Here is an 18406-nt window from a genome sequence, read left to right on the forward strand (position 1 = left end):
TGCATTCGAAATTTCATATATTTCGGACTTTTATTTCCCCACTTCTTGCGTTTGGACTTTTATTCCATAATTTCACTTAATATGGAATCAATCTCCCTGGATTCAATCGACCTGCGCCTGCTCGACGCCCTCCAGCGCGACGCCTCGCAGACCAATCAGCGCCTAGCCGCCGACGTCGGCATTTCTCCGCCCACCTGCCTGCGCCGCGTGCAACGGCTGCGAGAAGAAGGCCTGATCGAACGCCAGGTCGCACTGCTGTCGCCCGACCGGCTCGCCGCAGCGTTGGGCCACGGCCTGCAGGCGGTGATCGAAATCTCGCTCGACCGGCAGGACGCCGCCTCGCTCGACGCCTTCGAGGCCCGCGTCATCGCCGACGACGCAGTGCAGCAATGCTGGCGCGTGTCGCCCGGCCCGGACTTCGTGCTGATCGTGGCCGCACGCGACATGCCCGACTACGGCGCGCTCACGCAGCGCCTGTTCACGGCCGACGCGAACGTGCGCAACGTCAAGGCCTTCTTCAGCCTGAAGCGCGCAAAGTTCGAGCCCAGGGTGCCGCTGGCACCCCCTGCCTGAGAACCGTCAGGCCTTCGGCTTCTTTTGCGGGCGCTTCCAGTTCGAAAAGCTCACCTGCTTGCCTCGCGCCACGGTCAGTGCGCCCGGCTCGGTCGACTTGTTGATGGTCGAGCCGCCGCCGATGGTGCCGCCCGCACCGATGGTGATGGGCGCCACCAGCACGCAGTTGCTGCCCACATGCACGTCGTCGCCGATCACGGTGCGGTGCTTGTTGGCGCCGTCGTAGTTGGCGGTGATGCTGCCCGCGCCGTAGTTCACGCGCTCGCCCACGGTGGCATCGCCGAGGTAGGCAAGGTGGTTGGCCTTGGCGCCGGCCGCCAGCGTCGAGTTCTTGACCTCGACGAAATTGCCGATGTGCACCTCTGCGCCCAGCTGTGCGCCGGGCCGGAGCCGCGCAAACGGGCCGATGAGCGAGCCCGCACCCACCGTCACGCCGGCCTTCTCGCCTTCGATGTGCGTGAACGGGTGGATCACCGCGCCCGCCTCGATGCGCGCATTGGCAATGACGCAGTTCGCGCCGATGCGCACGCCCTCGCCCAGCGACACCGCGCCTTCGAACACGCAGTTGACGTCGATCTCCACGTCGGCCGCGCATTCGAGCGTGCCGCGCAGGTCGAAGCGCGCCGGGTCGGCCAGGCGCACGCCCTGCTCCATCAGCGCATTCGCCTGCCGCAGTTGCCAAGCGCGCTCGAGCGCCGCGAGCTGGGCCGGGCTGTTGATGCCGGCCACCTGCAGCGCATCAGTGGTGATGTGTGCAACCACGGGCACGCCGTCGGCGGCGGCGAACTTCACCACGTCGGTCAGGTAGTACTCGCCCTGGGCGTTCTTGTTGTCCAGCCGCGCAAGCCAGCCCTTGAGCAGGCGCGCGGGCACGGCCATCACGCCGCTGTAGATCTCGCGCACGGCGCGCTGCGCTTCGGTAGCGTCCTTGTGCTCGACGATTGCTGTGACCTCGCCCTGACCCGCCGCGCGGATGACGCGGCCGTAGCCGCTCGGGTCGTCGAATTCGATGGTCAGCAGCGCCAGCTTGCTGCCCGCGCTGGCCGCGATGAGCGCGCGCAGCGTGTCTTCGCCGATCAGCGGCACGTCGCCCGACAGCACGACCACCGTGCCGTCGTCCGGCAGCAGTGGCGCGGCTTGCTGCACCGCGTGGCCGGTGCCGAGTTGCGGCTCCTGGCGCGCAAAGCGCAGGGTGGCGCCCTCGATGCCGCTGTTCAGCGAGGCCTCGACTTCGGCCGCGCCGTGGCCAGTGATGACCACCACGTCGCGCGCGCCAATGCGTGCGGCGGTGCCTGCCACGTGGGCCAGCAGTGCGCGGCCGCCCAATCGATGCAACACTTTGGGCAGTCTGCTTTTCATGCGCGTGCCCTTGCCGGCCGCCATGATGACGACGTCGACCGGCCCCCGGCTGTCTTGTTGCGGAGTCTGATTCATGCGTTTTTCTTCCCGATTTCGTTGCGCTGCAGTGGCGCGAATTATCGGCGTGCTGCTCATCGCCGCCGCCCTGGGCGCCTGCAGCGCAATCAAGCTGGCCTACAACAACCTGCCCACAGTGAGCTATTGGTGGCTCGACGGCTACCTGGACTTCGACGGCGCGCAGACCCCGAAGGTGCGCGACGAGCTCGACCAGCTACTGGCCTGGCACCGCCAGAACGAGCTGCCGCGCATCGCCTCGCTGCTGCAGGAAGCGCAGGCGCTGGCGCCGGGCGAGGTGACGCCGGCGCAGGTCTGCGCCATGGCCGACCGCGTCCGCGAGCGCCTGCTGGCGGTTACCGAACGCGCCGAGCCCGCCGGCACCGAGCTGGCGCTGAGCCTGACCGACGCGCAGCTGCAACAGCTGGAGCGCAAATATGCGAAGAACAACGCCGAGTACCGCAAGGACTGGCTCGACCGCACCCCGGCGCAGGTGCAGGAAAAGCGCTACGACCAGTTCCTCGACCGCACCGAAGACTTCTATGGCCGGCTCAGCACGGAGCAGCGCGATCTGCTGAGGCAGCAGGTCGCGCAGTCGGTGTTCGACCCACGGCTGGCGGACGCCGAGCGCCGCAAGCGCCAACAGGAGGCGCTGGTGCTGCTGCGCGGCTTCGTGGCCAGCAAGCCGTCGCCGGCCGAAGCGCGCGCCGCGCTGCATGGCTACATCCAGCGCATCGCCGAACCGCCGCCCGGACCCTGGCGCGACCAGCAGCAGGCCCTGCTGCAGGAGGGCTGCCGCAACACGGCGGCGCTGCACAACGACACCACTGCCAGCCAGCGCGCGCAGGCGGTGCGCCGGCTGCAGGCCTACGAAAACGACCTGCGCCAGCTGGTGGCCACGCGCTGAAGGCCTTGTGGCGGATCAGATCATTGGCGTCGGCCGCATCGGGCGCTCGAAGTAGTCGCCCAGCGTTTCCAGCGCGTGCGGCTCCATGATGCGCAGCCAGCCGGCGTCGATCTTGTAGAGCCCCAGCCGTTGCAGCCGCCGCAGCGTCTTGTTGGTGTGCACCAGCGACAGCCCCAGCGCGTCGGCGATGTGCTGCTGGTTGAACGGAAACTCGACCCAGCCGTCGCGCACCATGCCCACGCCCTGTGCGCGGCGATACAGGTGCATCAGCAGCATGGCCACGCGCTCGCCGGCATTGCGCCGGCCGGTGGTGACGAGGTTGTCATCGACCATCTTTTCCTCGCGCGCGGCAAGCCAGGTGATGTCGTAGCCCAGCTTGGGCTGGGCATGGAACAGGTCCCACAGCCGGTCGCGCGAGAAGGCGCACAGCGTGACGTCGGTCACCGCCTCGACGCCGTGCGTCTGGCCCTCGGCGAACTCATCCTGCAGGCCGAGGAAATCGCCGGGCAGCAAAAAGCTCAGTATCTGCCGCCGGCCGTCGCTCAGCGTCTTGTAGCGAAAGGCCCAGCCTGAATAGAGGGTGAAGAGCTGCGGGCTCGGCCGGTGCTCGTCGATGATCGAACTGCCCGCCTCCACGCGCCGGGTGCCGACGCGGAAGGACTGGATGGCCTGCAACTCTTCGCCGGAAGGCGGCAGGAAGGCATCGAGCCGTCGCAATGCGCACTGGTCGCACGAGTTCACGCCCTGGGGAGGCGCTGCAGCAGCGGGGTAGTCCTCGAATTTCACGCTTCACTATAGGCGCTTCGCCTGTGTCTTTTGACATTTCGCGGCGTCCCGGGGCTGCCTACACTTCGCACCGCTTTCCTCCCCAATACGCATGACAGAAGAACCAAGGCTCCCGCTCTACGAAGTGCTCTATTGCAGCACGCTCGCCCAGGACCTGCCCCCGGGCACCGTGGGCTCGATCACCTCCCGGGCGCGCATGCGCAACGCGGAGCGCGACATCACCGGCCTGCTGGTGTTCGACGGGCAGCGTTTCTGCCAGCACCTGGAAGGCCCGCCCGAAGCCATCAACGCGCTGATGCAGCAGATCGAGGAAGACCCGCGCCATGTCGATGTCAGGGTGGTCTACGAAGCCCCGCTGGCGGCCCGGCGCTACAGCGGTTTCGGCATGGGGCTGGCCGAATGCGAAGGCCCCGACCTGATGGCCGGCGTGCATGTGCTGATTGGCGAGGCGGCGCTGCGGCACTTTCTGGCCCTGGTGCCCAGCTTCGACATCAACGGCTGAAAAAGAAAAAGGCGGCCGGAGCCGCCCTTTGAGCACATGGAGGATAGACGGCCGATCAGGCGTTGTCCCAGCTGTAGGTCGCGCCGTAGCCGTCCCACGCCTCCATGACGATGCGCTGGCCCGCGGCCACCGTCAGCGATTCGCCGGGTGCGAGCACCAGGTCTTCGCTGGGGTTCTTGAGCGTGGCATCGGGTGTGATCCACACCCGGCCCTGCTTGACCCGCAGGATGCTGGCCGCCCGCGCCTTCAGGCTCATCGCCTCGCCGGGCGCGATCTGCCAGGCGCCACGACGAACGGCCGGCGGAACGGCGGCGGTGCGGGCGGGAACGGACAGGGACGAGAGCGATTCGGTGGTGCAGACGGCGGTGGACATGATGTAACTCCTTGGCTTTGCCGAAGCGCTTGTCAGAAAGTGGCAATAGCGCAGTTCGGGAATGAATGATCGTTTCTACGGCGTTGGCGGTCCAATGAAAACGAGGTAGCCTACTGATGCGCGTTCAGCATCAATCGATCCTGGCGCCAGGCGACCCCGAAAAGTCATACCCATGCAACATTCGCAAACCCATCTGCGCTCCCGTCCGATCTCCGCCGGGCACCTGCGCGCCTTCGAGGCGGTGGCCCGGCACCTGAACTTCCGCGCCGCAGCTGAAGAAATGGCGCTGACCCAGTCGGCCGTGAGCCGCCAGATCCAGTCGCTGGAAGAAGAGGTGGGCGTCGCCCTGTTCCTGCGCCATACGCGCGCGGTGGAGCTCACGAGCGCGGGGGCTTTGCTGCTGCTGGCGGTGCAGCAGTCGCTGCCGCGCATCGACACGGCCGTGCGCCAGATTCGCCAGAGCGCGGGGCGGCAGAGCGTGTCGCTGACCACGTTTGCCTCGTTCGCCTCGATGTGGCTGATCCCGCGGCTGGAGGCCTTCCAGCGCGACAACCCCGAGATCGACATCCGCATCGACGCCAGCGACGTGGCGGTCGACCTCGAAGTGGCCGACGTCGACATCGCCCTGCGCTACGGCCCGCGCGAGTCCATGACGGCCGGCGCCGTGCGCCTGTTCGGCGAAACGCTGACGCCGGTGGCCAGCCCCTGGCTGCTGAAGAGCAGCCCGCCCATCAGGACGCCTGCCGACATCACCCAGTTCACGCTGATCGAGGCCGGCGATGCGCACCGCACGCACCTGGAATGGCTGACCTGGCGCCGCTGGTTCGAGGTGAACGGGCTGGAACGCGCGCAGCCCAAGCGCTGGCTCTATTTCAACTACGCCTACCAGATGGTGCAGGCGGCCCTCACCGGGCAGGGCGTGACGCTGGCGCGCAGCTCGCTCATTGCCGAGAGTCTGGCCAACGGCGACCTGGTCGAGGTGCTGCCGCAGCACCGTATGGATTCGCCGATGTCCTACTGGCTCATTGCGGGGCCGCGCAGCGCGCTGCGGCCAGAGATCAGGGCCTTCTGCGACTGGCTGCTGCTCCAGTCCGAGACCACGCGCGAGACCATCGGCGAGGTGCCCGACCCGGACACCGTCGACAACATCGATTGACGCCGACAGCTCAGCTGGTCGGCCAGACCACGCCGTTGTCGTTGAGGATGGCGTCGAGCGGCAGGTCGTGCGCCTCGGGCTCGAAGTCTTCGAGAAAGCCGTGGGTGAAGCCCAGTCCCACCGTGAACGGCCTCGGCTCCAGCGCCGCCAGCGTGCGGTCGTAGAAACCGCCACCGTAGCCCAGCCGGTAGCCGCCCGCGCTGTAGCCCACGCAGGGCACGAACAGCAGGGTTGGCACGATCAGCTCGGTGTCCTTGGGCTTGGGGATGCCGTAGGCGTCTTCTTCCATCTGGCAGCCCGGGTACCAGGCATGGAAGGTCAGGGTCTTGTGGACTTTGTCGATCACCGGCAGTCCGATGCGCCGGCGCTGCGTCTCTTCCATGAGTTCGCCGTCTTCCTTCCAGCGGTGCAGGGCGGGCAGCGGATCGAACTCGCCCTTGATGGGCCAGTAGGCGCCAATCACGGTGTCGGGCCGGCCGACCAGCCAGATCCGCATCACGCGCTGCAAAAGGTCTGCGCGTGTCAGCCGGTCGGGCATCGCAAGACGTTGCTCGATGAGTGCCTTTCTCAACTGTTCCTTAAGAAAACTCGCCGTTGCCGAAGTGTCGGCACCCTTTGACTTGTCCATAATCCCCCGATGCAGTTCCCAAGCATTTTGGCACCCAAGCGCCATCGCCCGCGCGTCAACCCGCGCAACGCGGCACCCGCACTCGTTTTTTCCACTGTTCTTGCCCTCGCCGCGTTGCTGTCGCAGCAACCTGCAGCCGCCCAGAGCAACACCAACGACGACGTGCTGATCCAGATGAAGCAGGCCTTCCAGCGCGGCGACAAGGCCCGCCTGACCGCCCTGCTGCCGCAGGCCCGAGGCCATGCGCTGGAACCCTGGGCCGCCTACTGGGAACTCAAGGCGCGCCTGCAGGACGCCCCCGCCAACGAAGTGCAGGACTTCTTCGCGCGCTACCCCGGCACCTACCAGGAAGACCGCCTGCGCAACGACTGGCTGCTGCTGCTCGGCCAGCGCCGCGACTGGGACAACTTCACCGCCTCGGTCGACGGTTTCCGCATGGGCGACGACGCGCAGGTGCGCTGCTACGCGGTCCTGGTCGACTCGCTGCGCACCGGCACCGCCACGCAGGCACAGGCCGACGAGGTGCGCCGCAACTGGTTCGCCCAGAAAGACCTGGACGACGGCTGCCTCACCGCCGCCGACCGCATGGTCGCCGCCCGCCTGATGTCGACCAACGACGCCTGGAAGAAAGCGCGCCTGGCCATCGAGGCCAACCGCCCGCAGGCCGCGCGCGCCGCCGTCACCATCGCAGCGCCCGATGCGCTGCCGCTGTTCGAGGAGCTCAATGCCAGCTCGGCCAAGTTCCTGACAGGCCGCGCCTTCGTGGCCGCCAAGTCGCGCAAGGAACTGGTGGTGCTTGCGCTCATCAAGATCGGCATTGCTGACCCCGAACTCGCCGCCTCGCAGCTCGACAGCAAGTGGGGCCCGATGCTCTCCGCCGAAGAGCGCAACTGGCTCTGGGGCACCATCGGCCGCGCCGCCGCCCTCAAGCTCTGGCCGCAGGCCGGCACTTACTACGCCAACGTCACCAAGAACAGCGACCTGTCCGACGACATGCTCGGCTGGCGCGTGCGCGCCGCCCTGCGCGCCGGCCAGTGGAAGGAGGTGGCGCCCGCCATCAACGCCATGAGCGAAACCGCCCAGCTCGAGCCGACCTGGGTCTACTGGAAGGCCCGCGCCCTGGCCAGCGCCGGCGGCGACGAACGCCGCGCGCAGGCCCGCGACCTCTACCAGAGCATCGCCGGCTCGCGCGGCTTCTACGAGATGCTGGCGCTCGAGGAGCTCGGCCAGCGCACCGTGGTGCCCACGCGCCCCGACCCACTCACGCCCGAAGAAAAAGCCGCCGCGCGCAACAACCCGGCGCTCGCCCGCGGCCTCTACGCCATCGCCATCGGCCTGCGCCCCGAAGGCACGCGCGAGTGGAACTACGCCACCAACCTGCACGACAAGGGCGGCATGGACGACCGCGCGCTGCTGGCCGCAGCCGACTTCGCCTGCCAGCGCGAGGTGTGGGACCGCTGCATCAACACCAGCGAGCGCACCAAGGGCGTGGTCGACGTGGAGCAGCGCTTTCCCATGCCCTTCCACGACACGGTGCTGCGCAAGAGCCAGGACATCGGCCTAGACCCGGCATACGTCTACGGCCTGATCCGCCAGGAAAGCCGCTTCATCATGGATGCGCGCTCGGGCGTCGGCGCCTCGGGCCTGATGCAGGTCATGCCCGCCACCGCGCGCTGGACGGCCCGCAAGATCGGCATGACCGACTTCTCGCCCGGCCAGATCAACGACCGCGAGACCAACATCACCATCGGCACCAACTACCTGAAGCTCGCACTCGACGACTTCGACGGTTCGATGGCGCTGGCCGCTGCTGCCTACAACGCCGGCCCGGGCCGTCCGCGCAACTGGCGCAACGGCCCGGTGATCGACGCCGCCATCTGGGCGGAGAACGTGCCGTTCAACGAAACGCGCGACTACGTGAAGAAGGTGCTGGCCAACACCACCAACTACGCGGCCATCATCAGCGGCCGGCCGCAATCGCTGAAGGAACGCCTGGGCCGCATTGGCCCGCGCGATGCGGCCGAGCCGGAGCCCAACAAGGACCTCCCCTGAGATGAGTTGGCGCGACGAGGTGCTCGACACCCTCGCGTCCGAGTTCTCGGACGTGAGCGACGTCGCGCAGCTCACCCGCATCGTGCTGCGCCTCACGCTCGCTGGCGCCCTCGGTTTCGTGCTCGGCTTCGAGCGCGAGCAGCAGGGCAAGGCGGCCGGCGTGCGCACCCACATGCTGGTGGCCATCGGCTCGGCGATGTTCGTGCTGATCCCGCAGCAGACCGGCATCGTGCCGGCCGACATGAGCCGCGTGATCCAGGGGCTTGTGGCGGGCGTGGGTTTCCTGTGCGCCGGCACCATCCTCAAGCAGGGCAAGGACGAGAGCCACGTGCAGGGCCTGACCACGGCCGCGGGCTTGTGGATGACGGCTGCCATCGGCATGGCCTGCGGGCTCGGTCGCGAGGTGACAGCCGTGGTGAGCGCGCTGCTGGCGCTCGCCGTGCTGGCACTGGTGCCGCGCCTCGTGAGCGTGATCGAGCGCGTGGCCGGTCCGAAGAAGAACGACGACACCCGCGAGCGCTGAACGCGCTCCCGCATCAATTCGCGCTGCCTTCGGCATCAATCGCCGCGCCGCGCCCGGCTAGCATCGAAGACCCTGTTTTTGAACCCCCGCAACGGACCGGAGATCCCTCTCATGCGCAAGCTCTATGTCGGCAACAAGAACTACTCGTCGTGGTCCATGCGGCCCTGGGTGTTGATGAAGCAGGCCGGCATCGATTTCGAGGAAGTCGTGGTGCGCTTCGATTCGTTCGAGGCCGATTCGCAGTTCAAGCACACCATCGCCGCGCTGAATCCGGTGGCCAAGGTGCCGGTGCTGGTGGACGACGGCCTCGTCGTCTGGGACACGCTGGCCATCGCCGAATACCTCGCCGAGACCTTCCCCGAAAAGCAGCTCTGGCCCCGCTCCGCGGCCGACCGTGCACGCGCCCGCAGCGTCTGCGCCGAGATGCACTCGGGCTTCGGCGGCCTGCGCAACCATTGCGGCATGAACATCGAAGCCTCGCTGCCCGAGGTGGGCGCTCGGCTGCTGAAGGAAGTGCCCGAAGTCGCCAGCGACCTCGCACGCATCGTGCAGATGTGGAGCGGCCTGCTCGACGCGCATGGCGGCCCGATGCTGTTCGGTGCCGAATTCGGCGTCGCCGACGCCTACTTCGCCCCCATCGGCACGCGCATCAAGACCTATGGCCTGCCGGTGCCGGCGCACATCACGGCCTACATCGAGCGCGTGCAGGCGCTGCCGGGCGTCAAGGCCTGGATCGACGATGCACTGGCGGAGAAAGATTTCCTGCAGTTCGAAGAGCCCTATCGCACGGGGCGCTAGGGTCTTCGAAGCAGGCGGGGCGGATCAGAACCTGTAGGTTGCTGCCACGTACGTGACGATCGGGTTCAGCTTCAGGCTGGCCTCGCTGTTGGCCACCGGCAGGCCGTAGATCGAGGTCGTGGTCAGCTTGGCCTTGGTCTTCAGCGGGATGTACGACACCGAGAACGAGACGCCCCAGTGCTTGTCGAACTGGTAGGCCGCGCCCACGTTGATCACCGGCGCGAACGAGCTGTCGAGCTTGGCCGTGGTGTTGACGGCAAGCGGCGACTGGTGGAACTGGCTGGCCAGCGCACCCTGCAGGTTCGAGGTCAGCTTGACGTCGCTGTACCAGACGTAGGTGGCGCCCAGGCCCACGAACGGACGGAAGGCGTCGGTGCCCTCGTTGAAGAAGTACTTGCCCAGGATCGTCGGGCTCCACTGGCGCGCCTCGCCGAGTTGGCCCACGCGGCCGAGCGTGCCGGTGCCGTTGAGCTTGAACTTCGGCGGCACGCCGAACACGCCTTCCACCGCCCAGTGGCTGTCGAGGAAATAGGTGGCGTTGAGGCCCAGGGTGTCGGAATCGCTCACGCTGGCGCCCGAACCGGCCAGAACGGCCGGGATCGGCGAGGTCACGGTCAGCGGCTTGCTGGAATCCTGTGGTGACAGATGGAACCAGCCCGCGCCGACGACCCAGTCGCCCGCCTGCTGCGCCATCGCGCTTCCGGATGCCAAGGCACCCAGAGCCGCCAGCGCAAACATTGTTTTCTTCATGATGTGAATTGCTCCTTTGGTTGACATATCCCTCTGCGGATGCGGGCGTCGACTTGTGACTGCCGCTGAATTTCGTCCGATGAACGAACGATTTCCCGGTCCGCTCCGAGGATTATCGAACGACCGTTCTATTTTTTGGTACCGGGAGTATCCCTACACTGCACTTATGAAAATTTTTCTCGTTGGAGGTGCACTTCGCGACCGCCTGCTGCAGCGGCCGGTGTCCGACCATGACTGGCTGGTGGTCGGAGCCACGCCCGAAGAAATGGTGGCCCGCGGCTACCTGCCCGTGGGACGCGACTTTCCGGTGTTCCTGCACCCCGAGACGCGCGAGGAATACGCGCTGGCCCGCACCGAGCGCAAGAGCGCGCCTGGCTACCGCGGCTTCACGGTGCACGCCGCGCCCGACGTCACGTTGGAGCAAGACCTCGCGCGCCGCGACCTGACTGTCAACGCCATTGCGCTGCCAGCCGAACTGGTGAGCGCCGACGGTCACTTCGACCCCACGCCCGCCACGCTGGCCGACCCCTTCCATGGCCAGCGCGACCTGCGCGACAAGGTGCTGCGCCACGTGACCGAGGCCTTCCGCGAAGACCCGGTGCGCATCCTGCGCGTGGCGCGCTTCGCCGCCCGCTTCGACGACTTCAGCGTCGCCCCCGAAACCATGGCGCTGATGCGCGAGATGGTCGCCGCCGGCGAGGTCGATGCACTGGTGGCCGAGCGCGTGTGGCAGGAGCTGTCGCGCGGCCTGATGGAAACACGCCCCTCGCGCATGTTCGAGGTGCTGCGCGAATGCGGTGCGCTGGCCGTGCTGCTGCCCGAGCTCGACGGCGGCACGCAAGCGACGATGGCTGTCATCGATGCCAGCGCCCGCCTGCAGGCCTCGCTGGCGGTGCGCTTCGCCTGCCTCATGCGCAACGAGAGCGTCAAGCAACTGCAGCAGGTGTGCGACCGCTGGCGCGTGCCGCTGGACATCCGCGAACTGGCCGAGGTGGTGGCGCGCGAGCACGGCCACATCGACGGCAGCGACGCACTCGACGCCACGGGGCTGGTGCGCCTGCTGGAGCGCTGCGACGCCTTCCGCAAGCCCGCGCGCTTCGCCGAGGTGCTGCTGGCCTGCGAATGTGACTCGCGCGGCCGGCCCGGCTCCGGCGATGCGCCCTACCCGCAGCACGAGCGCCTGCTCGCCGTGCTGGCGACGGCAGCGGCCGTGGCCACCGACGTGGTGGCCAAAGCCGCCCAGCAGTCCGGCGCCACCGGCCCGAAGATCGGCGACGCGATCCACCGGGCCCGGGTCGAAGCCGTCGCCGCATCGCTGCCCGCCAGGGCATGACTTCTGGCACTTCCCGGAGCAGACCCGGCCGATAGCATCGACCGGGTGAATGCCACCGCGCCGAAGCCCGCACTCGAATCCGACGCTTCCCCGCCTCTGTCCGCCGGGCCGGACGACCTGTCGCTGCGCGTGCTGCGCGAGCACGTGGCCTCGGTGTACGCGGCCTACAACGCGTCGGTGTTCGTGCACTTCGGCCTCGGCGCGGCGCTCGGCGCGGCCATGTACGTGCACCAGCCGCGCCTGTGGATCCTGGCCTGGATGGCGGCCCACCTGTCGTTCGGCCTCCTCCTCTTCTTCATGCCGCGCTGGCACGACGGCGTGCCGCTCGCGGACACCACGCGCTGGGCGCGCCGGCATTCGCGCACCGTCACTGCCGTGAGCATGGCCATGGCCACCGCGCCGCTGCTCTTCATCTCGGCCGGCGACCTGCCCGTGACTTCGGTGGTAACGGTGGTCATCATCGGCAGTTGCGCCCGGGCCATGCAGTTGCTGTGGCCGCTCAAGCCGGCGCTGTACGGCTACACCCTGCCGATGATGCTCAGCCTGATCGCCGCGCTGGCCTGGCAGGGCGATGCCCTGCACTTCTTCCTCGCAGTGTTCAGCCTGGGCTACCTGCTGTTCACGCTGCGCGTGGGCGACCAGCAGCACAAGCTGCTGACCGACTCGCTGGTGCTGCGCTTCGAGAACGAGGCGCTGGCCGCGCAGCTCGGCAAGCAGATTGCCGTCGCCGAACGCGCCAGCGCCGAGAAGACGCGCTTTCTCGCCACCGCCAGCCATGACCTGCGCCAGCCGCTGCATGCCATCGCCCTGTTCGGCGCCGCGCTCGAAAACGAGCTGCGCGAGCACCACGGCGGGCGCAACGCGCAGCGGCTGATGCGTGCGGTGAACGCGCTGGGCAGTTCGCTCGACACCATGCTCGACGTTTCGCGCCTCGACGCTGGCGTGGTCATGCCGGCCGTCGGGCCCGTGTCACTGGATGCGCTGTTCCGCTCGCTCAACCACATGTTCGCAGCGCAGGCTGAGCAACGGCAGCTTCAGCTGCGGGTGCGCGCCAGCGGCCTGTGGGTGCGCAGCGATCCGCAGTTGCTGTACCGCATGCTCTCGAACCTCGTCGACAACGCGCTGAAGTACACGGCACGCGGCGGCGTTGCCGTGCGGGCCCGTTCGCGCGGAAACATGGTGTGGATCGAAGTGCTCGACACCGGCATCGGCATCGCGCCCGAGCAGCACGAGCGCGTGTTCGAGGAGTACTACCAGGTGCAGAACCCGGGCCGCGACCGCGCGCAGGGCCTGGGCATCGGCCTGTCGATCGTGCAGCGGCTCTCGCGCCTGCTGCGGCATCCGGTGCAGGTGAAGTCGCGCCTGGGCGGTGGCTCGCGCTTCCGCATCCAGCTGCCGGCCGCCGCGCCCCTGGTGGCCGACGTCGAGCCGGCCGCACCCGCTTTCCGCAGCACCGCTACTTCGCCCGAGGCGGTGATCCACGCGGCACGCGCACGCGTCCTGCTGATCGACGACGAAGCCGAGATCCGCGAGGCCATGACCGGCCTCTTCCACGCCCACGACCTGGCCGTGGACGCGGTGGCCGACGAAACCGAAGCCGTCGAGGTGCTGGGCCGGCCCGATGTGCAGGAGCGGCCCTTCGCACTGCTGATGTGCGACTACCGCCTTTCCAACGGCGACAACGGCCTCGACGTCGGCCTGAGGCTGCAGCGCCGCTTCGGGCTGCAGGCGCCGCTGATGCTGGTGACCGGCGAGACCTCGCCCGAGCGGCTGCAGCACGTGCGCGCCTCCGGGGTGCCGGTGCTGTTCAAGCCGGTGAACGCCGCGGCGCTGCTGCGTGCGCTTGCCGATGTGGTGCCCAAGGCCGCCTGATTCACGGCCCCGACCCCGACGCACGTCCGGTTTTGGCCGACACGCGCATGCTTCGACGCGTGTTAAGGTTTTTCCCGATGCCAAAGTCCTCCAGCAACTTGCAGTTGCCTCCTCCGTTGGGCCGGGATGCAGCCCTCTTCCTCGACTTCGACGGTACGCTGGTCGGGCTTGCGCCCACGCCTGAAGCCATCGAGATTCCGCCTGCCCTCGTGCCTCTGCTGAGCGACCTGAGCGACCAACTCGGCGGCGCGCTTGCCGTGGTGTCGGGCCGCCAGATCGACTCCATCGACCGTTTTCTTGCGCCGCTGCGGCTGCCCGCGGCCGGCGAGCACGGCGTGCAGCGCCGCAACGCCAGCGGCCACACGCAGGAGCAGCGCCCGCCCGACCTCATTCCCATCCTGGAAATTGCCAACGAACTCGCGCGCGTGCACGAAGGCCTGCTGGTGGAGCGCAAGCACGCCGCCATCGCCCTGCACTACCGGCTCGCACCGCAGCTCGAAGCCGTATGCCGAGACGCGATGTCGCGCGCCATCGAAAACCATCCGCAGCTTGAACTCATGCACGGCAAGTTCGTGTTCGAGGTAAAGCCCACGGGCGTCAACAAGGGCATCGCCATCGACGCCTTCATGACCGAGGCGCCGTTCGCGGGCCGCACGCCGGTCTTTCTGGGCGACGACACCACCGACGAGAGCGGCTTTGCCGTGGTGCAGCCGCGCGGCGGCATCGCCATCAAGGTCGGCTCGGGGCCGAGCCTGGCGCTGCACCGGCTCGAATCGCCGCGCGCGGTCTACGAATGGCTGGTGCAGGCACGCGACATGCTGGGCGCACAACGCCCGACGAAAACTGAAGAATCTCCGAGGAGCCCCCGATGAGCGAACAACAACTGCCGGTGGCGCCCGAGGATCGCGCCGGCCAGGCGCTGGCAGGCGCGGCCGGCCCGGACGACCGCGCGCCGGCCGACATGCAGGCAGCCGCAGCCCCCGGCCCGCGCGGCTTTGCCCCGCCGGCCGAGCCTTCGCTCAACGTCGGCGTGATCGGCAACTGCGCCTACAGCGCGCTCATCGACGCGCGCGGCCGTGCCGTGTGGTGCTGCCTGCCGCGCTTCGACGGCGACCCGGTGTTCAACGCCCTGCTGCACCCCGGCGAAGATGCCGGCGCGTGGAGCATCGACATCGAAGACTTCGCCGAAGCCAAGCAGTGGTACGAGCCGAACACGGCCGTGCTGCGCACGCAGCTGTTCGATAGCGCGGGCCAGGGCGTGGAGATCACCGACTTCGCGCCGCGCTTCTACAGCCGCTCGCGCTACTTCCGCCCGCTGATGATGGTGCGCCGCGTGCGGCCGATTGCCGGCGCGCCGCGCATCCGCGTGTCGCTCGACCCGCGCTTCCAATGGGGCGCCTCGGCACCGGTGGAGGTTACGCGCGGCAGCAACCACATTCGCTACGTGGGCCCCGACGTGACGCTGCGGCTGAACACCGACGCATCGATCTCGCACATCCTCTCGCGCCAGCCCTTCGTGCTCTCGCGCGAATACAACTTCATGTTCGGCGTGGACGAGACGCTGCTCGACGGCATTGCCGACACCGCGCGCAAGTTCGAGCAGGAAACCATCTCCTACTGGCGCACCTGGAGCAAGCGCCTGGCCATTCCCTTCGAGTACCAGGAAGCGGTGATCCGCGCGGCCATCACGCTGAAGCTCTCGCTGTACGAGGACACCGGCGCCATCGTCGCCGCCATGACCACCAGCATTCCCGAGGCGCCGGGCAGCCAGCGCAACTGGGACTACCGCTACTGCTGGCTGCGCGACGCGTTCTTCGTGGTGCGCGCGCTCAATTCGCTGAGCGAAGTGGGCACCATGGAAGACTACCTGCGCTGGCTCGGCAACGTGGTGATCGGCTCGCACGGCGAGCACATCCAGCCGCTGTACGGCATCGGGCTGGAGCGTGAGCTGCCCGAGTCCTTTGTCGAGAACCTGGCGGGCTACCGCGGCATGGGCCCGGTGCGCGTAGGCAACCAGGCGCAGGAGCACTTCCAGCACGACGTGTACGGCAACATCGTGCTCGGCGCGGCGCAGGCCTTTCACGATCACCGGCTGCTCAGCCGCGCGGGGCTGGCGGAGTTTCCGCACCTCGAGGCGGTGGGCGAGCAGGCGGTGCGCGTCTACGGCACGCCCGACGCCGGCATGTGGGAGCTGCGCACCCGCGCCCGCGTGCACACCAGCTCGGCGCTGATGAGCTGGGCCGCCTGCGACCGGCTCAGCAAGATCGCCCGCGCGCTGCACCTGCCCGAGCGCGCCGCCTACTGGCACGGCCATGCCGCGCGCATGAAGGAGGAGATCCTCGCCAAGTCGTGGTGCGAAGAGCGCCAGGCTTTTGCCGAGAGCTTCGGCGGGCACGAGCTCGACGCGAGCATCCTGCTGATGGTGGAGGTGGGCCTGATCGACGCGCGCGACCCGCGCTTCATCTCCACCGTCGACGCAATGGAAAAGTCGCTGTGCGACGGCCCCTACATGCGCCGCTACGAAGCGGCTGACGATTTCGGCAAGCCCGAGACCGCCTTCAACATCTGCACCTTCTGGCGCATCGACGCGCTCGCCAAGATCGGCCGCAAGGCCGAGGCGCGCCAGATCTTCGAGACCATGCTCGCCGCGCGCAACCCGCTGGGCCTGCTGTCGGAGGACACGCACCCGGTCACGGGCGAGATGTGGGGCAACTTTCCGCAGACCTATTCGATGGTCGGCATCATCAACGCGGCCGTGCGCCTGTCCGCTCCCTGGGATTCGTGCATATGAGTCGTCTAGTCGTCGTTTCCAACCGCGTGGCAGACCCACGCAAGCCAGCAGCCGGAGGCTTGGCCGTGGCGCTCGGCGAAAGCCTGCAGCAAAGCGGCGGCATGTGGTTCGGCTGGAGCGGACAGGTCATCGAAGGCGGCCCCACGGGCGAAGGCGAACTGCACCGGCAGCAGGCCGGCAAGGTCACGCTAGCCACCATCGACCTGAGCCGCGAAGACCACGACAGCTACTACCTGGGCTACAGCAACGACGTGCTCTGGCCTGTGTTCCACAATCGGCTCGACCTGGCGCACTTCGACGCCGGCTTCATCGGCGGCTACCGGCGCGTGAACCAGTTGTTCGCTCGCAAGCTGCTGCCGCTGCTGAAGGAAGACGACATCATCTGGGTGCACGACTACCACCTGATCCCGCTGGCAGCCGAGCTGCGCGCCATGGGCTGCAGGCAGCGCATCGGCTTCTTCCTGCACATTCCGCTGCCGCCGCAGATCATTACCGCGGCCATTCCGCAGCACGAATGGCTGATGCGCTCGCTGTTCTCGTACGACCTGATCGGCTTCCAGGCGCAGCAGGACGTGCAGCACTTCGAGCACTACGTGCGCAACGAGGCCCACGGCGAGTACCTGGGCAACGACATGTACCGAGCCTACGGGCAGACGGTGCGAAGCAGCGCCTTTCCCATCGGCATCGACGTCGACGAATTCGCGGCGCTCACGCATGCGAAGGAGTCGCGCGACATGTACGAGACCATGAAGCGCGAGTATTCGAGCCGCCGGCTGCTGCTGGGCATCGACCGGCTCGACTATTCCAAGGGCATTCCGCAGCGCGTACGTTCGTTCCGCGAGCTGCTGGCCAACTACCCCGAGAACCGGCGCAGCGCCACGCTGATCCAGATCGCCTCGCCCACGCGAGAGACGGTCGACGCGTATGGCGACATCCGGCGCGAGCTCGAATCGCTGTGCGGCGCGATCAACGGCGACTACGGCGAGCTCGACTGGATGCCGGTGCGCTACATCCACCGCATGGTGGCGCGCAAGCGGGTGCCAGGGCTGTGCCGCGCGGCGGCAGTGGGCCTGGTAACGCCACTGCGCGACGGCATGAACCTTGTCGCCAAGGAATACATCGCGGCGCAGGACCCGGCGGACCCGGGCGTGCTGGTGCTGTCACGCTTTGCGGGGGCGGCCGAGCAGCTGAAAGAAGCGCTGCTGGTGAATCCGTACGACACGCACGGTACGGCGGAGACTGTTCAGCAGGCGCTGCAGATGCCACTGGAAGAGCGGCGCGAACGGCACCAGAAGCTGCTGTCTCGCATTCGTGAGCAGGACATTCACTGGTGGCGGAATAGCTTTCTCGAGGCGCTGCGGGAGGCGGCTAGCGAACGTTGATTGTTCGGGGGGCGATCACGCCGACTGTGCCTATGTGCGAATGGCATCGGGTGCTCCCCGCAGCGAAATAAAGGAGGAGGCCGCAGGCCGGGGGACATTCGCGGAGGGGAGTACCCGGTGTCATTCGCACGCCCCCCGAATGCAGGTCACCAGCCAGTAAGCAGACGCACAAAGCGCATCACAGGCCGCGCCTCCACAGGCGAAACCTGCGCAACCAGCGGCACGTGCACCCGCAAATGCACCGGCGTCAGCGCAGACACTTCGATCCAGCCGCCGTGCGGCAGCCGATGCACGTCGCCTTCCTCGAGCAGCGTCTCCGCCATGAACACGGTCTCGCCGAACCATCCGGGCGGCGACACCACACGGGCACGCCCCTCGGCCAACTGAAGCCAGGCCCCGGCATCGACCGAGGTGCGCAGGGACTGGCCGGGTTCCAGAACAATGGAATCGGGCGCTTGGAAGAGGGTGGTGATCATGGCGAACCTCGGGTGAATGAGGGTTCATCGTAGAAATTCCGCCGCCCAAAAAACAGGCACACGCCATGGCTATTGCGACCGTAACAGCGGT

Annotated in this window: 18 protein-coding genes; 12 read left to right on the top strand and 6 right to left on the bottom strand. The window is 67.8% G+C overall.

The window, feature by feature from the left end; translation table 11 throughout:
* The first annotated feature begins 81 nt into the window (after positions 1-81).
* A complete protein-coding gene (locus ACSFCA_RS23805) occupies positions 82-573 on the top strand; it encodes an Lrp/AsnC family transcriptional regulator (protein WP_258351158.1) in 492 nt (163 codons plus the stop codon).
* 6 nt (positions 574-579) lie between these two features.
* Here ACSFCA_RS23805 and glmU read toward each other — a convergent pair whose 3' ends face one another.
* A complete protein-coding gene (gene glmU, locus ACSFCA_RS23810) occupies positions 580-2007 on the bottom strand; it encodes a bifunctional UDP-N-acetylglucosamine diphosphorylase/glucosamine-1-phosphate N-acetyltransferase GlmU (RefSeq protein WP_435461004.1) in 1428 nt (475 codons plus the stop codon).
* On the opposite strand from glmU, the gene ACSFCA_RS23815 reads away from it, so the two are divergent.
* Positions 2006-2893 (top strand): DUF6279 family lipoprotein, encoded by an 888-nt coding sequence (locus ACSFCA_RS23815; RefSeq protein ID WP_435461005.1) that lies wholly within the window; start codon positions 2006-2008, stop codon positions 2891-2893. The two genes, glmU and ACSFCA_RS23815, sit on opposite strands and share 2 nt — an antisense overlap.
* A 15-nt stretch (positions 2894-2908) precedes the next feature.
* On the opposite strand, the gene ACSFCA_RS23820 is transcribed toward ACSFCA_RS23815, so the two are convergent.
* Positions 2909-3679, bottom strand: a complete 771-nt coding sequence (locus ACSFCA_RS23820; RefSeq protein ID WP_435461006.1) for a Crp/Fnr family transcriptional regulator — start codon at positions 3677-3679, stop codon at positions 2909-2911.
* A gap of 91 nt (positions 3680-3770) precedes the next feature.
* Between ACSFCA_RS23820 and ACSFCA_RS23825 the strand changes: the two genes are divergently transcribed.
* Complete coding sequence (locus ACSFCA_RS23825) at positions 3771-4181, top strand: BLUF domain-containing protein (RefSeq protein ID WP_258351162.1); 411 nt, start codon at positions 3771-3773, stop codon at positions 4179-4181.
* A 55-nt stretch (positions 4182-4236) separates the two neighbouring features.
* Here ACSFCA_RS23825 and ACSFCA_RS23830 read toward each other — a convergent pair whose 3' ends face one another.
* Positions 4237-4554 (bottom strand): DUF2917 domain-containing protein, encoded by a 318-nt coding sequence (locus ACSFCA_RS23830; RefSeq protein WP_093056107.1) that lies wholly within the window; start codon positions 4552-4554, stop codon positions 4237-4239.
* 172 nt (positions 4555-4726) lie between these two features.
* Here ACSFCA_RS23830 and ACSFCA_RS23835 point away from each other — a divergent pair, with 172 nt between their 5' ends.
* A complete protein-coding gene (locus ACSFCA_RS23835) occupies positions 4727-5710 on the top strand; it encodes a LysR substrate-binding domain-containing protein (RefSeq protein WP_258351163.1) in 984 nt (327 codons plus the stop codon).
* Positions 5711-5720: 10 nt separating this feature from the next.
* Here the strand turns inward: ACSFCA_RS23835 and ACSFCA_RS23840 are convergent, their stop codons facing one another.
* Positions 5721-6338, bottom strand: coding sequence for a 5-formyltetrahydrofolate cyclo-ligase (locus tag ACSFCA_RS23840; RefSeq protein ID WP_093056112.1), 618 nt, complete (start codon positions 6336-6338; stop codon positions 5721-5723).
* A gap of 9 nt (positions 6339-6347) precedes the next feature.
* On the opposite strand from ACSFCA_RS23840, the gene ACSFCA_RS23845 reads away from it, so the two are divergent.
* The 3 genes from ACSFCA_RS23845 to ACSFCA_RS23855 all read left to right on the top strand — a co-directional run bounded on the left by ACSFCA_RS23845 (position 6348) and on the right by ACSFCA_RS23855 (position 9711).
* Entirely contained in the window at positions 6348-8390 is a 2043-nt protein-coding gene (locus ACSFCA_RS23845) for a lytic transglycosylase domain-containing protein (protein WP_435461007.1), read from the top strand.
* A 1-nt stretch (position 8391) separates the two neighbouring features.
* Positions 8392-8913, top strand: coding sequence for an MgtC/SapB family protein (locus tag ACSFCA_RS23850; RefSeq protein WP_093056116.1), 522 nt, complete (start codon positions 8392-8394; stop codon positions 8911-8913).
* Positions 8914-9024: 111 nt separating this feature from the next.
* The gene (locus ACSFCA_RS23855) at positions 9025-9711 is read left to right on the top strand and encodes a glutathione S-transferase family protein (RefSeq protein WP_435461008.1); all 687 of its coding nucleotides are present in this window, start codon (positions 9025-9027) and stop codon (positions 9709-9711) included.
* 24 nt (positions 9712-9735) lie between these two features.
* Here the strand turns inward: ACSFCA_RS23855 and ACSFCA_RS23860 are convergent, their stop codons facing one another.
* On the bottom strand, positions 9736-10461 hold the full coding sequence (locus tag ACSFCA_RS23860; RefSeq protein ID WP_258351167.1) for an OmpW/AlkL family protein: 726 nt from the start codon (positions 10459-10461) through the stop codon (positions 9736-9738).
* A gap of 166 nt (positions 10462-10627) precedes the next feature.
* Between ACSFCA_RS23860 and ACSFCA_RS23865 the strand changes: the two genes are divergently transcribed.
* The 5 genes from ACSFCA_RS23865 (at position 10628) to otsA (ending at position 17839) form a co-directional block, all read left to right on the top strand.
* The gene (locus tag ACSFCA_RS23865; RefSeq protein WP_435461009.1) at positions 10628-11794 is read left to right on the top strand and encodes a tRNA nucleotidyltransferase/poly(A) polymerase-related protein; all 1167 of its coding nucleotides are present in this window, start codon (positions 10628-10630) and stop codon (positions 11792-11794) included.
* Positions 11795-11839: 45 nt separating this feature from the next.
* Positions 11840-13666: an ATP-binding response regulator gene (locus ACSFCA_RS23870; protein WP_435461010.1), complete on the top strand. Its 1827-nt coding sequence runs from the start codon at positions 11840-11842 to the stop codon at positions 13664-13666.
* A 77-nt stretch (positions 13667-13743) separates the two neighbouring features.
* Positions 13744-14538 carry a trehalose-phosphatase gene (gene otsB / locus ACSFCA_RS23875; protein ID WP_435461011.1) on the top strand — a complete coding sequence of 265 codons (795 nt, stop codon included), beginning with the start codon at positions 13744-13746 and terminating at the stop codon, positions 14536-14538.
* Entirely contained in the window at positions 14535-16457 is a 1923-nt protein-coding gene (locus ACSFCA_RS23880) for a glycoside hydrolase family 15 protein (RefSeq protein WP_093056129.1), read from the top strand. Before otsB ends, ACSFCA_RS23880 begins: the two co-directional genes overlap by 4 nt.
* Complete coding sequence (gene otsA, locus ACSFCA_RS23885; protein ID WP_093056131.1) at positions 16454-17839, top strand: alpha,alpha-trehalose-phosphate synthase (UDP-forming); 1386 nt, start codon at positions 16454-16456, stop codon at positions 17837-17839. Before ACSFCA_RS23880 ends, otsA begins: the two co-directional genes overlap by 4 nt.
* 146 nt (positions 17840-17985) lie before the next feature.
* Here the strand turns inward: otsA and ACSFCA_RS23890 are convergent, their stop codons facing one another.
* Positions 17986-18315 (bottom strand): hypothetical protein, encoded by a 330-nt coding sequence (locus tag ACSFCA_RS23890; RefSeq protein ID WP_435461012.1) that lies wholly within the window; start codon positions 18313-18315, stop codon positions 17986-17988.
* Between the last annotated feature and the right edge of the window lie 91 nt (positions 18316-18406).

Origin of the sequence: Variovorax multivorans (genome assembly GCF_051216835.1) — a bacterium.
GTDB lineage: Bacteria > Pseudomonadota > Gammaproteobacteria > Burkholderiales > Burkholderiaceae_C > Variovorax.

Bases quoted from the DNA above. Each gene is read 5' to 3' on its own strand.
- ACSFCA_RS23805 (WP_258351158.1), top strand. From the start codon at position 82: ATGGAATCAATCTCCCTGGATTCAATCGACCTGCGCCTGCTCGACGCC.
- ACSFCA_RS23815 (WP_435461005.1), top strand. From the start codon at position 2,006: ATGCGTTTTTCTTCCCGATTTCGTTGCGCTGCAGTGGCGCGAATTATC.
- glmU (WP_435461004.1), bottom strand. From the start codon at position 2,007: ATGAATCAGACTCCGCAACAAGACAGCCGGGGGCCGGTCGACGTCGTC.
- ACSFCA_RS23825 (WP_258351162.1), top strand. From the start codon at position 3,771: ATGACAGAAGAACCAAGGCTCCCGCTCTACGAAGTGCTCTATTGCAGC.
- ACSFCA_RS23830 (WP_093056107.1), bottom strand. From the start codon at position 4,554: ATGTCCACCGCCGTCTGCACCACCGAATCGCTCTCGTCCCTGTCCGTT.
- ACSFCA_RS23835 (WP_258351163.1), top strand. From the start codon at position 4,727: ATGCAACATTCGCAAACCCATCTGCGCTCCCGTCCGATCTCCGCCGGG.
- ACSFCA_RS23840 (WP_093056112.1), bottom strand. From the start codon at position 6,338: ATGGACAAGTCAAAGGGTGCCGACACTTCGGCAACGGCGAGTTTTCTT.
- ACSFCA_RS23845 (WP_435461007.1), top strand. From the start codon at position 6,348: ATGCAGTTCCCAAGCATTTTGGCACCCAAGCGCCATCGCCCGCGCGTC.
- ACSFCA_RS23850 (WP_093056116.1), top strand. From the start codon at position 8,392: ATGAGTTGGCGCGACGAGGTGCTCGACACCCTCGCGTCCGAGTTCTCG.
- ACSFCA_RS23855 (WP_435461008.1), top strand. From the start codon at position 9,025: ATGCGCAAGCTCTATGTCGGCAACAAGAACTACTCGTCGTGGTCCATG.
- ACSFCA_RS23860 (WP_258351167.1), bottom strand. From the start codon at position 10,461: ATGAAGAAAACAATGTTTGCGCTGGCGGCTCTGGGTGCCTTGGCATCC.
- ACSFCA_RS23865 (WP_435461009.1), top strand. From the start codon at position 10,628: ATGAAAATTTTTCTCGTTGGAGGTGCACTTCGCGACCGCCTGCTGCAG.
- otsB (WP_435461011.1), top strand. From the start codon at position 13,744: ATGCCAAAGTCCTCCAGCAACTTGCAGTTGCCTCCTCCGTTGGGCCGG.
- ACSFCA_RS23880 (WP_093056129.1), top strand. From the start codon at position 14,535: ATGAGCGAACAACAACTGCCGGTGGCGCCCGAGGATCGCGCCGGCCAG.
- otsA (WP_093056131.1), top strand. From the start codon at position 16,454: ATGAGTCGTCTAGTCGTCGTTTCCAACCGCGTGGCAGACCCACGCAAG.
- ACSFCA_RS23890 (WP_435461012.1), bottom strand. From the start codon at position 18,315: ATGATCACCACCCTCTTCCAAGCGCCCGATTCCATTGTTCTGGAACCC.